Here is a 15,079-nt window from a genome sequence, read left to right on the forward strand (position 1 = left end):
CAGAAAATTAACATCTTTTGTTGCATCTTTTTTGCTGATCGGACTTGTTCAGCTTACAAGTGTAAGCTAATCTGTTATGCAAATTCCGCCATGCAATATAAAGTAAAAACAGAGGTAATAGATGAAACGTGCAGTTATCACCGGATTAGGTGTTATTTCTAGTATTGGTAATAACAAACAAGAGGTCCTGGAATCTTTAGAACTGGGACGTTCTGGTATTACCCATGCTCAGGAACTGCAAGATGCCGGCATGCGTAGCCATGTTTGGGGTAATATTAAGCTGGATACCGCTGGGTTAATTGACCGTAAAGTTGCTCGCTTCATGAGTGATGCTTCAATTTATGCCTATCTTTCTATGCAGGAAGCGATTCAGGATTCAGGATTAGCGGACAATCAAGTTTCTAATGAGCGTACCGGTTTAGTTGTCGGCTCTGGTGGTGGTTCTCCACGTAGCCAGGTTGCTGGTGCTGATGGTATGCGTTCTCGTGGTTTACGCGGTGTTGGCCCTTATATGGTGACCAAAGCTATGGCCTCAGGTGTTTCTGCCTGTCTGGCAACCCCATTTAAAATTCGTGGTGTTAACTACTCAATCAGTTCTGCCTGTGCCACCTCTGCACACTGTATTGGCCATGCGGTTGAACTGATTCAACTGGGCAAGCAGGACGTCGTGTTTGCCGGCGGTGGCGAAGAGCTATGCTGGGAACTCTCTTGTGAGTTTGATGCCATGGGCGCACTGTCTACCCAGTATAACGATACGCCAGAAAAAGCCTCTCGTACTTATGATTCAGCCCGTGACGGCTTTGTCATCTCTGGCGGTGGCGGTATGGTTGTGGTTGAAGAGTTGGAGCATGCTCTGGCTCGTGGTGCACATATCTATGCTGAAATCGTAGGTTATGGCGCAACATCTGACGGTGCTGATATGGTTGCTCCATCAGGTGAAGGTGCTGCACGTTGTATGAGAATGGCAATGCAGGGTGTTGATACGCCAATTGACTATCTCAACGTACATGGTACTTCCACACCGGTTGGTGATGTGAAAGAGCTGGGTGCAATTCGTGAAGTGTTTGGTGATAACACTCCGGCAATTTCTTCTACTAAAGCGATGACCGGTCACGCACTGGGTGCCGCTGGTGTACATGAGGCCATCTATACTTTATTGATGGTTGAACATGGTTTTATCGCACCAAGTATCAATATTGAAAATCTGGACGAACAGGCTGCCGGCATGAATATTGTTACCAAGACAACTCGTCAGGAATTAACCACGGCGATGTCTAACAGCTTCGGTTTTGGTGGTACTAACGCCACTCTGGTAATGCGTAAATACAGCAAATAAGCTTTTTAGTTTATCTGTAAAAACAGCCGGTGAGATAATCACCGGCTGTTTTTATTTTATCGGATGGGTAAAACCCATTACGTTATTCAGGTATCATAACGGCTATTCCGGCCCAGCCATTCTTGATTAATAAAAGTTCTTTCGGTTCATTGGATTGCCGAAGGACGGTTAAATGCTCCTATGTCTTTAAAAGATAAAAAATCATCTGTATTAATTCCCGTCATTTTGTTGCTTGTCGCTATGCTATCAATTCAGGGTGGAGCATCGTTGGCGAAAACGCTTTTTCCTGCCGTTGGTGCGCAGGGCGTAACTGCTTACCGCCTTTTCTTAGGTACCATTATTCTGATGATTTTTTTACGCCCGTGGCGTAAACAGACAACTCGTACACCTGCACCCGGCGCTCGTTGGTGGTTGGTCGCTTATGGTCTGTCTCTTGGCGGAATGAACCTGCTGTTTTATATGTCTTTGAGGACAGTGCCTCTGGGCATTGCTGTTGCATTAGAGTTTATCGGGCCGCTGGCGGTGGCAATGTGCTCTTCCCGTCGGGTGGTAGACTTCCTCTGGATTGGTCTGGTGATTATCGGGTTAGGATTATTACTGCCGCTGCGTCAATCGGTGAACGGCATCGATCCGGTAGGTGCCTGTTATGCGTTGGGCGCTGGCTTTTTCTGGGCGCTGTATATCATATTTGGTCAGCGAGCAGGAGCCAATTATGGTACTCGTTCTGTGGCGTTAGGCGCATTAGTAGCAACGATTATAGCTGTACCTATCGGTGTTGCCCATGCCGGCAGCGATCTGTTTGCACTATCGTTATTACCGGTAGCTATTGGTGTGGCTATTCTCTCTACGGCATTACCTTACTCGCTGGAAATGGTGGCCTTGACCCGTCTACCCGCTCAAACCTTTGGTACTCTGACCAGCCTGGAACCTGCCATTGGTGCGCTTTCGGGGCTGATTTTCCTTAATGAAACCCTCTCATGGATGCAATGGATGGGGCTGTTTGCCGTTATTGTTGCTTCAATGGGAGCTTCGTTGACGATTAAGCGCAAGGCGAAGTTGGAGACGGTAGAGATAGAGAAGGGTGGCGTTGTTTTGGATAAATAAGCTAATTCAGTTCGTAGTCTGCTTCCTCCGCAAATTTTGCTCGACTGCCTGTGTGGTAGTCGAGCAAAGGATATAAGAGCCAAACTCTCAACATTTATAGATCCAGCAATAACCCCTGATACTCACTTAAATCTCCCAGATTTTGTTTCACCCATTCAGGATTATAATAAGTATCCAAATACCGCTCACCGCTGTCACACAGCAAAGTCACTACCGCGCCGGTCTCACCTTTGTCGCGCATCCGTTTCATTAATTGTAGAGCACCCCAAACGTTGGTACCGGTAGAGGCGCCGGTTTTACGACCGAGGATTTTTTCCAGCCAGAGAATGGTAGCGATACTGGCGGCATCAGGAACCTGTATCATTTCGTCAATGACTTGTGGAATAAATGAAGGCTCAACGCGCGGGCGGCCAATACCCTCAATGCGACTACCACAATGGGCGGATGGGGTACGGTCCCCCGTTTGGTAATAGTTGTAAAATACCGAGTTCTCCGGGTCGACTACCACCAGTCGGGTATCGTGCCCCTGATATCGAATATAACGTCCCAGCGTTGCGGAGGTACCGCCGGTACCGGCGCTCATCACGATGTAGTTAGGGATGGTATGAGGTTCGCGCTGCATTTGGCGGAAAATACTGTCAGCGATATTGTTATTACCACGCCAGTCGGTTGCCCGTTCAGCATAAGTAAACTGATCCATATAGTGACCATTAAGCTCTTTTGCCAGACGTTCCGATGCTTCGTAAATTTCCGATGGATGTTTCACAAAATGGCAGCGACCGCCGTAAAATTCAATCAGTTCTATTTTACGTTTGGCGGTACAGTCTGGCATAACGGCAATAAACGGTAGACCCAGTAAGCGCGCAAAGTAAGCTTCAGATACCGCAGTACTGCCCGATGAGGCTTCAATAATGGTAGTATCCTGTTTAATCCAGCCATTAGACAGGCCGTATAAAAACAGCGAACGAGCCAGGCGGTGTTTCAGGCTACCGGTAGGATGGGTACTTTCATCTTTCAGGTAGAGATGAATGCCGGGAAACTGTGGCAACTGCATACGGATCAAGTGTGTATCGGCCGAGCGTTGAAAGTCCGCTTCAATTTCACTGATAGCTTGTTTTACCCATTGGCGATTCATATTCTTTTCCTCTGACAACCTGTTGATAACCTGCCCGGCAGGTTATGAGTCTATACTGATAGATTAACGGTGTTGTCAGAAAAAATTATTGCTATTTTTACTGTATAATAGCTATATGGTAGAAAATATTTCTCTCTGAGGCTGATGTGCTAGATAAAATTGACCGAAAAATGCTGACTCTGCTACAAAAAGACTGCACGCTGTCACTTCAGACGCTGGCGGATGAGGTTAGCCTGACTTCCACACCTTGCTGGAAGAGGCTGAAAAGGCTGGAAGATGAGGGCTATATTCGTCATAAAGTCGCCCTGTTAGATGCGGAGAAGCTGGGGCTGAGCCTGACGGCTTTTGTATTGATAAAAACTCAATGCCACAGCCGTGACTGGTATCAGAGCTTTGTGGATTGTGTGGAAGATATGCCAGAAGTGATGGCCTTTTACCGCATGGCTGGTGAATATGATTATCTGATGCGGGTTCAGGTTGCCGATATGAAGAGCTTTGACAATTTTTATAAGCGTCTGGTCAATAGTGTAAGTGGGCTCAGCGATGTGACCTCCAGCTTTGCTATGGAAGAAATAAAGCTCACTACCTGTTTACCTATTACGGAATAGGATAATGTTTACCGCTAAATGAGAAATAATTTCATTTGGCCTGGTTGAAAATGGTATCCTTTCACCGCTGATTTTATTGAATTTAAACTAATGCAGTCACCCAGATGATTGCCTGATGACCGGATTAATATAGTGAAACTGTTCTCTCAATTGCGCTGGTTTTTTGTTTTACAGTGGAAACGCTATTTAGGTGCAGTGACACTTCTTATCATCATTGCCCTGATGCAGTTATTGCCTCCCAAGCTGGTAGGTACGATTGTTGATGGCATCACCCATCGCCAGATGGATGGTTATACCGTGATGATGTGGATTGGTCTGATCGTCGGCACGGCTGTCGTTATCTATTTGCTGCGTTATGTATGGCGCGTGTTGTTATTCGGTGCCTCCTATTTACTGGCCGTTGAACTACGTAATAAATTTTATCGTCAACTGAGTCGTCAACATCCCAACTTTTATCTGCGTCACCGTACCGGTGATTTAATTGCCAGAGCAACCAATGATGTGGATCGGGTGGTGTTTGCTGCCGGGGAAGGGGTACTAACACTGGTCGATTCCCTGGTGATGGGATGCGCGGTGCTGGTGGTGATGAGCGTTCAAATCAGCTGGCAATTGACCCTGCTATCTTTATTACCCATGCCGATTATGGCGATTTTTATTAAACGCTACGGTGATGAATTACATAACCGTTTTCGGGTAGCTCAGGCGGCATTTTCATCTTTAAACGATCGCACCCAAGAGAGCCTGACCAGCATTCGGATGATCAAATCATTTGGTCTGGAAAATTACCAGTCAAAGCTGTTTTCTGATGTTGCTACCGATGCGGGCAACAAAAATATGCACGTGGCGAGAGTTGACGCTCGTTTTGATCCTACTATCTATCTGGCAGTTGCTTGCGCCAATATGCTGGCGATAGGCGGCGGTAGCTGGATGGTAATTCATAATCAGATGACGTTAGGGCAGTTAACCAGTTTTGTGATGTATTTAGGCCTGATGATTTGGCCTATGCTAGCTCTGGCGTGGATGTTTAATATCGTTGAGCGAGGAAGTGCTGCCTATGACCGTATTTCCAGCTTGTTGGAAGAGGCGCCGGAAGTAGCGGATGGCGATCTGGATTTACCTTCTGGTCGCGGCGTACTGGAAATTAATATTCAACGTTTTCATTATCCATTGACGGAAAAAGCGTCATTGGAGGATATTCACGCCCGGCTGGAGCCAGGTAAAACGTTAGGTTTATGCGGCCCGACCGGTTCCGGTAAAAGCTCGTTATTAGCACTGATTCAACGCCAGTTTGAGGTTACCGAAGGGGATATCTGTTATCACTCATTACCGCTCAGGCAAATAAAGCTGGATGAATGGCGTGCTCGCTTGTCCGTTGTTAGTCAGATGCCATTCCTGTTTTCTGCCACTATTGCTGAAAATATAGCGTTGGGTTATCCGCAGGCTACTCAGGATGAAATTGAACATGCTGCGGCATTGGCCTGTGTGCATGAGGATATCCTGAATCTTTCGCTGGGGTATCAAACGGAAGTTGGCGAACGCGGTGTGATGTTATCTGGCGGTCAAAAACAGCGTATAGCCATCGCTAGAGCCTTACTCATGGAAAGTGAGATATTGATTCTTGATGATGCGCTTTCTGCGGTAGATGGACGTACCGAGTATCAAATCCTGCAAAATTTACGTCAGTGGGGGAAAGACCGTACATTAATTATCAGTGCGCATCGACTTTCCGGATTGTTGTATGCCAATGAAATTCTGGTGCTTCAGGATGGTCATGTCACTCAGCGAGGCGCTCATTCTGAGTTAGCAGAGCAGGCAGGATGGTATCGCAATATGTATCGTTATCAGCAACTGGAAGCAGCATTAGATGAGTAACATGACGACCAATAAAAATCAGAAATTTCGTCAATTATGGCCAACGCTGAAACGTCTGCTGGCTTATGGTGGTCCCTATCGTAAACCGTTAAGCCTTGCCGCTTTATTGTTATGGTTAGCCGCCGGAGCAGAGGTTTGTGGTCCGGTACTGATCAGCTATTTTATTGATAATATGGTGGCAAAAAATATTATGCCGCCCGGTAAAGTCACTGCGTTGGCGGTGGCATTTCTACTGTTGCAAATACTGGCGGCAACGCTGCGCTACAATCAAGCCTTATTGTTTAACCGCGCTGCTGTTGGGGTGGTACAGACTATCCGTAGTGATGTTATGGATGCCGCGTTAAAACAGCCTATCGCTATTTTTGATACCCAACCAGTGGGGCAGTTAATCTCAAAAGTGACTAACGATACTGAAGTCATTAAAGATCTGTATGTCACCGTGGTGGCAACGGTATTACGCAGTGCTGCATTAATCAGCGCGATGTTGATTGCCATGTTTAGCCTTGACTGGCGTATGGCGTTGGTAGCGATGGCGATCTTCCCGGTGGTTCTTGTTCTGATGAGTATTTATCAGCGTTATAGTACGCCGGTAATTCGTCAGGTACGTAGCCTGTTAGCCGATATTAATAACCGATTTAATGAAGCAATCAGCGGCATGGTGGTATTGCAACAATTCCGCCAACAGGTTCGTTTTGGTGAGCAATTAGGAGAAACTAACCGTGCTCACTACATGATGCGTCTGAAAACCTTACGTCTGGAAAGTTTGCTGCTGCGACCTCTGTTAAGTTTGATTTCCGCATTGGTTTTAAGTGGGTTGTTGATGTTGTTTGGTTTTAGCCCGGAAGGTTCTATTGGCGTTGGTGTGTTGTATGCCTTTATTAACTATTTGTCGCGGTTAAATGAACCGCTGATTGAGCTGGCTTCCCAACAGGCAATGTTGCAACAGGCAGTGGTTGCAGGAGAGCGTATTTTTGAGCTTATGGATGGTGAACAGCAGAAATATGGTGATGATAACCATCCGCTACTGTCGGGAAAAATTGATATTCGCGACCTTAGTTTTTCCTATAACCGAGGCAAAACGGTTTTAAGCGATATTAATTTGTCTGTCGCATCCCGTGATTTTATTGCTCTGGTCGGTCATACCGGCAGTGGGAAAAGTACATTAGCAAGTCTGTTGATGGGATACTATCCGCTGTCTAAAGGGGAAATCTGCCTTGACGATCGTCCTTTACAAACCTTAAGCCATCAAGTGTTACGTACCGGCGTGGCAATGGTGCAGCAGGACCCTGTAGTATTGGCCGATACGGTTTATGCCAACGTTGCGTTAGGACGAGCTATCAGTGAAGAGCAGGTATGGGAAGCGTTACGCATTTCCCAGTTGGAAACGCTGGTGAATGCTATGCCTTCCGGTATTAATACGGTGCTCGGTGAGCAAGGGAATAATCTCTCGGTAGGGCAAAAACAGTTACTGGCTTTAGCCCGGGTTCTGGTGCAAACGCCAGAAATTCTGATTCTGGATGAAGCGACGGCAAATATTGACTCAGGTACTGAACAAGCTATTCACCGAGCTTTGAGCGCCATCCGGCATAAAACTACGTTAGTGGTGATTGCCCACCGCCTTTCAACTATTGTGGAAGCAGATCAAATCGTGGTGCTCAATCGCGGTCAAATTGTTGAACGTGGCACACATCATCAATTACTGATGCAAAAAGGGCGTTATTATCAGATGCACCAGTTACAACTGGCTGCCACTGAATTAGAAGCACAAGCTTAAATATATATGTATAAGCGGGGAAGATATATATAACCGTCTTATACATTATATTATTTATTAACGAATTAATTGTGTTGAATACTCATTTCCCATTTTTCGCAACGGAAAAATAAATTTAATATATCGACAAATTATTAATACAGTTACATTTTTACTTCATTTCTTCGATTTTATTTTTCACTTGATAATCAACAAGTAATAAATACTTTTTCAGTTAAATAAATAACTGATAATGTCGTTTTTTCTTCTGGTTTGACCTGATATTTTATAACAAAAATAGACGATGATAGTCGCACTGTCTTTTGATTTTTAATGGTTTTTATCTACGGCCTGTATTAACAAGAAGTTATGGTTATTGGTTACATTTAATTTACATTGCAATTACTTAGCTCTTACTCTCACTGACAAAATAGAGATTATATTTATTTCAGATTTAACGAGATACGAAGCTAAATCACCAATAAGCATCCGGTTCGTTTCCGCCTGCTGAATTATCAAACGCAATTAAGTTAACAATCCTGAGGAATTATCAAATGAAAAAATTATTACCTTTAGCCGTTGCTTCAATGTTTGTTCTGTCTGGTTCTGTATTTGCTGCTGATACTGCTGCAACTACCCCAATGAATTCTGCACAAACTGCTACTGCTCATCACAAAACTGCAGATAAGAGCAAACAGCATAAAAAACACGCTAAAAAAGCTGAAGCAACTCAATCAACTCAAGAACCAGTAGCTAAGTAATTAGTACTGATAACGGATATCAGGGTGTACCAAATGAAAAAATTACTCTCAATGGCCACAGTTGCTTTATTTGTTCTGTCTGGCACAGCCTTTGCGGCTGGTAGTAATACTCAACCGGTAAAAGATGCTCAGCAGGTTTCAGCTACGGCACATAAAGCGAGTAGCAAGGCGAAGCAGCATAAGCAACATGCTAAAGCTCAACCTGGCACCAAATCAACAGGCCAGCAGCCGACGACTCCGGCGGCCTAATATCAGGTTTGTCACATGCGTTAAAAACCCCGGTCTCCGGGGTTTTTTTATATGCTTAGAATGAGATCAATTTTGTGCAACAGATAATAAAATTAGATTATGTTGCATCAAATGTTGCTTTATTATGCACTGTTTTAGTGCGAAGCAATTATTCGTTTGATTTTATTTTTACGGCTCGAATTAGTTTAACGTCTATATTCACTTGTTATATTTATTTAATTTCCACGCTTTTGTATACCCTTTTAAAAGGGTGAAAGTGGCTATGTGGATTCGATTATTTTCTCCTGAAAAATCCATGTGTTGGATATCGTTATTTATACCTGTTAAAACGTTTTTTTAAGACCGCAATATTTTTTTATCGTACCTATTTAACCTGAAAAACCTGGTGTCTTTTTTTATTCTGGCATGCAATTTGCTCTTATCTCATCGTGGACCATTTATTAGTTAACCATTATTAATCGTTAACCCTTAATCGAGGAGAGGCATATGAAACTTGTCACCGTAGTGATTAAACCCTTCAAGCTGGAAGATGTGCGCGAAGCCTTATCTTCAATAGGAATTCAGGGATTGACGGTTACAGAAGTTAAGGGATTTGGCCGTCAGAAAGGGCATGCGGAGCTATACCGTGGTGCAGAATACAGCGTTAACTTTTTACCAAAGGTGAAGATTGATATCGCGATGTCTGACGATCAGGTTGAGGGCGCGATAGCCGCGATAACTCAGTCTGCTTACACCGGTAAGATTGGTGATGGAAAGATTTTTGTTACTGAATTACAGCGGGTAGTACGTATACGCACCGGCGAAACAGACGAAGACGCTCTGTAAGTCATAAATACTCAACATGTGAGAAGGATGAATAGAGATGAAAAGATTTTTATCCGGAATAGCGATGAGTCTGCCGGTTATGTTTCCTGGTTTTGCCATGGCTGCCGAGAGCGTAGCCGATAAAGCTGATAACGGCTTTATGATGATAAGTACTGCACTGGTTCTGTTTATGAGCATTCCTGGTATTGCGCTGTTTTATGGCGGATTACTGCGTTCTAAAAACGTGCTTTCTTTGATGACTCAAGTGATAGCTACGTTTTCTTTAGTGAGTGTACTTTGGGTGATTTATGGCTATACCCTGGCTTTTGGCGAGGGGAACGATTTCTTTGGTAACTTTAACGGATTACTGTTGAAAGATGTTCACTTAACTGATGTGACAGGTACGTTTTACAAGTTAATTCATGTTGCTTTTCAGGGATCGTTTGCCTGTATTACCGTAGGATTAATCGTCGGTGGATTCGCGGAGCGGGTTCGATTTTCTGCGGTAATTCTTTTTGTTTTCATCTGGTTTACGCTGGCCTATTTACCAATGGCACATATGGTATGGGGAGGCGGTTACCTGTTTAAAATGGGCGCCATCGATTTTGCCGGTGGTACTGTCGTTCATATTAACGCGGCGATTGCAGCGTTAGTTGGGGCTTATATGTTAGGAAAACGCAGCGGATTTGGCCGTGAGGCGTTTAAACCACATAATCTGCCAATGGTATTTATTGGTACTGCGATCCTGTATATCGGTTGGTTTGGCTTCAATGCAGGTTCTGCCAGCAGTGCTAACGAAATTGCTGCACTGGCTTTTGTTAACACTGTAACCGCGACAGCAGGAGCAGTACTGGGCTGGTTGGCGGCGGAGTGGATGATTCGCGGTAAGCCTTCTTTACTCGGTGCCTGTTCCGGTTGTATTGCAGGTCTGGTTGCCATTACACCTGCTGCGGGTTCTGTTGGTATCGGGGGCGCACTGATTTTGGGCATTATCGCTGGCGTTGCAGGTTTGTGGGGTGTGGTAGTACTGAAATCATGGTTGAAAGTCGACGACACCTGTGATGTTTTCGGGGTGCACGGTGTATGCGGAATTGTTGGTTGTATAGGCACTGGCATATTAACTTCAGCCGCCTTAGGTGGAACAGGCTATGCGGAAGGCGTAACCATGCTGAAGCAAGTAGGCGTTCAGGGAATAAGTATTGTAGTTTGCCTATTGTGGTCTGGAATCGTTGCTTTCGTGGCTTACAAAATAGCAGATATCTTTCTTGGCCTGCGGGTACCGGAAGAAGTGGAACGTGAAGGTCTGGATGTCAACTCACATGGTGAGAGCGCGTATAACCAATAATCATATGGGTATAAAAGAAAAGACGGCCTTGGCCGTCTTTTTCTGTATGTATAAAGCTAATTGTAGGAAAAGCAGGTCAGACCTGCATTGACGCTAAGTTGGTCTTCCGGTCGAGTACAAAGCGAATCTAATAACTTTAGATTTTACCACCGGAGTATCCATTAATGTCGATTTAAACCATTAACCAACAATATCTATCATGCAAACAGCGAATACAAAATCGCTGAAATGGCAACCAGCCCCATCAATACCACAAAAATATTGCTCATATGACCACGGTATTTCTGCATTGCCGGAATCTTATGAATGGCATACATCGGCATGATAAACAGAATCATGGCGATAACCGGGCCACCTAAAGTTTCAATAATACCCAGAATGCTTGGGTTCAGTGTCGCAATGATCCAGCAGGTAATGATCATAAACACGGCAGTAATGCGTTCCAGTTTCTTGATTTGTACCGGCTTGCCTTTAGAACGCAGGGATTTGATCATCAGCCCTTGCATACCTTCGCTTGCACCAAGATAGTGCCCAAGGAATGATTTAGTGATAGCCACAAATGCAATGACCGGAGCAACATACTCAATGAGTGGCGTATGGAAGTGGTTAGCCAGGTAAGACAGAATAGAAATATTCTGTGCTTTGGCTTCTGCCAGATTGGCAGGAGACAGGCTTAATACACAACTGAATACAAAGAACATAACGGTAATAACCATCATTAAGTGTGCATATCTTAAGATACGACCACTTTTCTCATCGGCATTTTTGCCATAAGTCTCTTTTTGGCTAACGGCAAACGAGGAGATGATTGGTGAGTGGTTAAACGAAAACACCATGGTAGGAATAATTAACCATAAGGTTAACAGCAGCGCTTTAATGCTGCCTGCATCAAAGCTGGTATTAGCCTGTTCAAAGATAGCCCCGCTCCATTGAGGGATCAGATACAGCGCCAGTAGCATCAGAACCGTGACAAACGGATAAACCAGGATACTCATGGCTTTAACCACCATATCACGACCAAAGTGAACAATAGTCATCAGGCCGAGGATCAGAATGATCGACAATAACCAGCGAGGTGGTGCAGTCATACCCATCTGAACTTCAATAAAACTGATCGTGGTGTTAGTAATCCCCACGCTGTAAATCAACAGAATAGGATAGATAGCAAAGAAATAGAGCAGGGTAATTAATGCCCCGGCAAATTTACCAAAATGTTCTTCTACCACTTCCGTAATGTCACCACCGCGTGATGAACCAGACAGAACGAAACGGGTTAAAGCTCGGTGAGAGAAATAGGTCATTGGAAAGGCGATGATCAACATGATCATCAAAGGCCATATACCACCCAAACCAGCATTGATTGGCAGGAAAAGAACACCTGCTCCGATAGCGGTGCCGTATAAACCTAACATCCACGTTGTATCTTGCTTTTGCCATTTAGATGTTTGAATACCCGTGTCCGTATCAGGTATCGATACTGAGATGTCTTTAACCGACATTTATAACCCTCATATGAGTAAAAAGTAGAATATTAAAAACCGCGCGTATTCTAGGGGCAGTTATTGCAGGAAGATATGTATTTGATTACACAATCAGCATTTAAATCGCCCTGAGAGGCTGAATAGCAGTGCATTAGTTTATCATTTAAGCAATCGGCATTGTGAAGTTTTTTGATGATAAATTAATCAAAAAATAAAGACCTGAATTCAGGTCTTTATTTTCCAGTGAGTTATCAGAATAAATGGCTTCAATTAGCCTTGATGAAAGCGCATTACGCCTTCCTGGCAGGTCGAGGCGACTAACAGGCCGCTGCGGGTAAAAAACTGACCGCGTACAAAGCCTCTGGCTCCTGATGCAGAAGGGCTTTCCACCGAATACAACAGCCAGTCATCCATACGGAAAGTACGGTGAAACCAGATCGAATGATCAATAGTAGCTACCTGCATACCGGGTTGCAGCAGAGCGATGCCATGGGGTTGAAGGGCGGTAGGCAAGAAGTTAAAGTCAGAAGCGTAACCCAACAGATACTTATGAATTCCCGGATCGTCAGGCATCGTGCCATTAGCCCGTAACCAAACGTGACGAATAGGCTTATCAATTTCTGCTTTCAGCAGATTATGGTATTTAACCGGTCGCATTTCGATAGGCATTTCATTACAGAAAACACTTTTCATTGGCTCTGACAGCAGATGAGCAAATTTTCTGGCGATATCGGTTTCTGAAACCAGTGATTCTGGTGGTGGAACGTCGGGCATCACGGCGGCCTGATGGTCAAAGCCCTCTTCATAGCTTTGGTATGATGCTGTCATATAGAAAATAGTATGGCCATTCTGTATTGCACTGACTCTTCGCGTACTAAAGCTGTTGCCATCACGTATGACTTCCACTTCATAATCAACCGATTGATGACTATCTCCGGGGCGTAAAAAGTAGCTATGACAAGAATGCACTTTACGTTCAGGTAATACAGTTTGTTTGGCGGCTGAAAGAGCCTGACCAACGACCTGCCCACCAAATAGCTGCTTTAGCCCAAGGTTCTGACTCTGTCCACGAAACCGGTAAGTATCAATTTTTTCTAAATGAAGTAGCGTTAAGAGATTTTGTAAAACGTCGCTCATGGCGGAGAAATCCTGTCTGATGGCCTTGTGGCTTTGATTTGTATAAATAATATGCTGGTTTAATGGATCTATTTTAGTTGGGAATGCGTTGAAAGGGGAGTTTTTATCAGTGAAATATAAACTCAGATTATAATGGTGAAAAATACCTGTAATACCGTTGTTTAGGTGGTGTTTGTTAAAATAGTTAGATAACTAAACTGATTTTTTGATGGTTTTGAGTTAAAATTATGTTTGATGCTGACAATGTTCAGGAGGTAAACATGAGTTTTTTAAAAATATTAAGTAGTGCGGCTTTGGCCGTTGCATTGGTTGGATGTAGTAATACTGCTACACAAAACGAGAAGGATAACGCTATTAATAGTGCAACCACCGTTAGCGGTAGCGTGATTTATCGCGACAGAATGGCTTTACCTGAAAACGCCACAATTACGGTCACGTTGGCGGACGTATCGTTAGCGGATGCCCCGGCAAAAGTCCTGTCAACGGTGACTATTCCGTCTGAAGGCAAGCAGGTTCCATTTATGTTTAAACTGCCTTATAACAACCAACAGCTAGCAGGAGCCCAGCGGGTTTCTCTGTTTGCAACCATCTCTGTTGATGGCAAATTGTTATATACCACCACCTCAATGAATGAGGTTCTTACCAATGGACAACCTGCGCATGCGGATCTGATTTTGGATCGTGTTCAGCATTAATCGCTCTGTCTGTTGGCGGCTGGCACAATCTAAGACTGAAGTCTGTATTGGACTTATGGCTGTGTCAGCCAACCATAGATTTTAAAATTGATGCGATCTGAGCGAGTAAAAAGCACGCCATCGGCCAGTAACGCCTGTTTCTGGCGAATATAGTCCGGCCCCGTCAATGATATTTTCCCCTGAGAATTGACCACCCGAAACCAGGGCAGAGTACTCCCTTCTGGTAAACGACTTAAGATTATCCCTACGTGACGTGCTGCCCCAGTCGCTCCGGCTAAACGCGCGACCGCACCGTAAGTGGTCACCTTGCCCGGAGGAATAGATGCAACGACAGTATAAATACGGGTAGGGAGTGATGGTTCATCGTTTTCCATCGGCAGAAATCCTTATATCACTGATATCGCAGATTTGAGGGATAATTACAGGCTGTTAATTCTGCCATAAATCGGTGAACTGAGTAAGAAAACATCGCTTAACGTCAGGAACCTTGCAATTGAACGGCCCATCCCTGATAATGCCTGCGCTTCATGAGAATGAAGCCGTCAATGGGGGCTCTGTTGGTTCTCCCGCAACGCTAACTTGTGAATTCGGTCAGGTCCGGAAGGAAGCAGCCGCAGCAAGCGTCGTGTGTGCCGGGATGTAGCTGGCAGGGCCCCCACCACTATCTGGATAACCCCTTAATTTCTTAAGCAAAATTCAAGAAATCTTCGCCATAATTGCTCAAGTGATACAAATTTTGTGTATCACCATAGGGCAAAATTATGTCTCTTATGCTTTCCCGTCATGGAATTTGGTACTA

14 protein-coding genes and 1 other RNA gene are annotated in these 15,079 nt (G+C 44.5%); 11 read left to right on the forward strand and 4 right to left on the reverse strand.

The annotated features are described in order from the left end of the window. The first annotated feature begins 121 nt into the window (after nt 1–121). Both fabB and rhtA read left to right on the forward strand, forming a co-directional pair. Nucleotides 122–1,336, forward strand: a complete 1,215-nt coding sequence (gene fabB, locus I2494_RS19805; protein WP_218468683.1) for a beta-ketoacyl-ACP synthase I — start codon at nt 122–124, stop codon at nt 1,334–1,336. A gap of 180 nt (nt 1,337–1,516) precedes the next feature. After that, nucleotides 1,517–2,440: a threonine/homoserine exporter RhtA gene (rhtA, locus tag I2494_RS19810; RefSeq protein ID WP_218468682.1), complete on the forward strand. Its 924-nt coding sequence runs from the start codon at nt 1,517–1,519 to the stop codon at nt 2,438–2,440. 94 nt (nt 2,441–2,534) lie between these two features. Here the strand turns inward: rhtA and I2494_RS19815 are convergent, their stop codons facing one another. Continuing rightward, the gene (locus tag I2494_RS19815; RefSeq protein WP_218468681.1) at nt 2,535–3,575 is read right to left on the reverse strand and encodes a PLP-dependent cysteine synthase family protein; all 1,041 of its coding nucleotides are present in this window, start codon (nt 3,573–3,575) and stop codon (nt 2,535–2,537) included. Nucleotides 3,576–3,721: 146 nt separating this feature from the next. Between I2494_RS19815 and I2494_RS19820 the strand changes: the two genes are divergently transcribed. From I2494_RS19820 to amtB, 7 genes are all read left to right on the forward strand, one after another. Beyond that, nucleotides 3,722–4,183: an Lrp/AsnC family transcriptional regulator gene (locus I2494_RS19820; RefSeq protein WP_130591926.1), complete on the forward strand. Its 462-nt coding sequence runs from the start codon at nt 3,722–3,724 to the stop codon at nt 4,181–4,183. A gap of 132 nt (nt 4,184–4,315) precedes the next feature. Further along, nucleotides 4,316–6,055, forward strand: a complete 1,740-nt coding sequence (locus I2494_RS19825; RefSeq protein WP_218468680.1) for a SmdA family multidrug ABC transporter permease/ATP-binding protein — start codon at nt 4,316–4,318, stop codon at nt 6,053–6,055. A gap of 1 nt (nt 6,056) precedes the next feature. Continuing rightward, nucleotides 6,057–7,829, forward strand: a complete 1,773-nt coding sequence (locus I2494_RS19830; protein WP_218468706.1) for a SmdB family multidrug efflux ABC transporter permease/ATP-binding protein — start codon at nt 6,057–6,059, stop codon at nt 7,827–7,829. Nucleotides 7,830–8,362: 533 nt separating this feature from the next. Further along, nucleotides 8,363–8,569, forward strand: a complete 207-nt coding sequence (locus tag I2494_RS19835; RefSeq protein ID WP_218468679.1) for an acid-shock protein — start codon at nt 8,363–8,365, stop codon at nt 8,567–8,569. A gap of 33 nt (nt 8,570–8,602) precedes the next feature. Continuing rightward, nucleotides 8,603–8,818: a hypothetical protein gene (locus I2494_RS19840; protein ID WP_218468678.1), complete on the forward strand. Its 216-nt coding sequence runs from the start codon at nt 8,603–8,605 to the stop codon at nt 8,816–8,818. A gap of 486 nt (nt 8,819–9,304) precedes the next feature. Then, a complete protein-coding gene (gene glnK / locus I2494_RS19845; protein ID WP_130591921.1) occupies nt 9,305–9,643 on the forward strand; it encodes a P-II family nitrogen regulator in 339 nt (112 codons plus the stop codon). A 37-nt stretch (nt 9,644–9,680) separates the two neighbouring features. Beyond that, nucleotides 9,681–10,967, forward strand: a complete 1,287-nt coding sequence (gene amtB, locus I2494_RS19850; protein ID WP_218468677.1) for an ammonium transporter AmtB — start codon at nt 9,681–9,683, stop codon at nt 10,965–10,967. A 197-nt stretch (nt 10,968–11,164) separates the two neighbouring features. On the opposite strand, the gene I2494_RS19855 is transcribed toward amtB, so the two are convergent. Both I2494_RS19855 and tesB read right to left on the reverse strand, forming a co-directional pair. After that, a complete protein-coding gene (locus I2494_RS19855) occupies nt 11,165–12,466 on the reverse strand; it encodes a serine/threonine transporter (RefSeq protein ID WP_218468676.1) in 1,302 nt (433 codons plus the stop codon). 252 nt (nt 12,467–12,718) lie between these two features. Next, a complete protein-coding gene (gene tesB / locus I2494_RS19860; protein WP_218468675.1) occupies nt 12,719–13,585 on the reverse strand; it encodes an acyl-CoA thioesterase II in 867 nt (288 codons plus the stop codon). Nucleotides 13,586–13,845: 260 nt separating this feature from the next. Here tesB and I2494_RS19865 point away from each other — a divergent pair, with 260 nt between their 5' ends. Next, on the forward strand, nt 13,846–14,280 hold the full coding sequence (locus tag I2494_RS19865; protein ID WP_218468674.1) for a YbaY family lipoprotein: 435 nt from the start codon (nt 13,846–13,848) through the stop codon (nt 14,278–14,280). 53 nt (nt 14,281–14,333) lie between these two features. On the opposite strand, the gene I2494_RS19870 is transcribed toward I2494_RS19865, so the two are convergent. Further along, the gene (locus I2494_RS19870; protein ID WP_130591916.1) at nt 14,334–14,654 is read right to left on the reverse strand and encodes an MGMT family protein; all 321 of its coding nucleotides are present in this window, start codon (nt 14,652–14,654) and stop codon (nt 14,334–14,336) included. Between the two features lie 181 nt (nt 14,655–14,835). Here I2494_RS19870 and ffs point away from each other — a divergent pair. Then, nucleotides 14,836–14,932: signal recognition particle sRNA small type (ffs, locus tag I2494_RS19875), an RNA gene on the forward strand. Nucleotides 14,933–15,079 lie beyond the last annotated feature (147 nt).

The sequence above is a fragment of the Limnobaculum allomyrinae genome (assembly GCF_016649425.1).
Lineage (GTDB): Bacteria > Pseudomonadota > Gammaproteobacteria > Enterobacterales > Enterobacteriaceae > Limnobaculum > Limnobaculum allomyrinae.

What these genes read in the sequence shown, in the direction of transcription:
- fabB (WP_218468683.1), top strand. Translation starts at nt 122, where the DNA reads ATGAAACGTGCAGTTATCACCGGATTAGGTGTTATTTCTAGTATTGGT.
- rhtA (WP_218468682.1), top strand. Translation starts at nt 1,517, where the DNA reads ATGTCTTTAAAAGATAAAAAATCATCTGTATTAATTCCCGTCATTTTG.
- I2494_RS19815 (WP_218468681.1), bottom strand. Translation starts at nt 3,575, where the DNA reads ATGAATCGCCAATGGGTAAAACAAGCTATCAGTGAAATTGAAGCGGAC.
- I2494_RS19830 (WP_218468706.1), top strand. Translation starts at nt 6,057, where the DNA reads ATGACGACCAATAAAAATCAGAAATTTCGTCAATTATGGCCAACGCTG.
- I2494_RS19835 (WP_218468679.1), top strand. Translation starts at nt 8,363, where the DNA reads ATGAAAAAATTATTACCTTTAGCCGTTGCTTCAATGTTTGTTCTGTCT.
- I2494_RS19840 (WP_218468678.1), top strand. Translation starts at nt 8,603, where the DNA reads ATGAAAAAATTACTCTCAATGGCCACAGTTGCTTTATTTGTTCTGTCT.
- glnK (WP_130591921.1), top strand. Translation starts at nt 9,305, where the DNA reads ATGAAACTTGTCACCGTAGTGATTAAACCCTTCAAGCTGGAAGATGTG.
- amtB (WP_218468677.1), top strand. Translation starts at nt 9,681, where the DNA reads ATGAAAAGATTTTTATCCGGAATAGCGATGAGTCTGCCGGTTATGTTT.
- I2494_RS19855 (WP_218468676.1), bottom strand. Translation starts at nt 12,466, where the DNA reads ATGTCGGTTAAAGACATCTCAGTATCGATACCTGATACGGACACGGGT.
- tesB (WP_218468675.1), bottom strand. Translation starts at nt 13,585, where the DNA reads ATGAGCGACGTTTTACAAAATCTCTTAACGCTACTTCATTTAGAAAAA.
- I2494_RS19865 (WP_218468674.1), top strand. Translation starts at nt 13,846, where the DNA reads ATGAGTTTTTTAAAAATATTAAGTAGTGCGGCTTTGGCCGTTGCATTG.
- I2494_RS19870 (WP_130591916.1), bottom strand. Translation starts at nt 14,654, where the DNA reads ATGGAAAACGATGAACCATCACTCCCTACCCGTATTTATACTGTCGTT.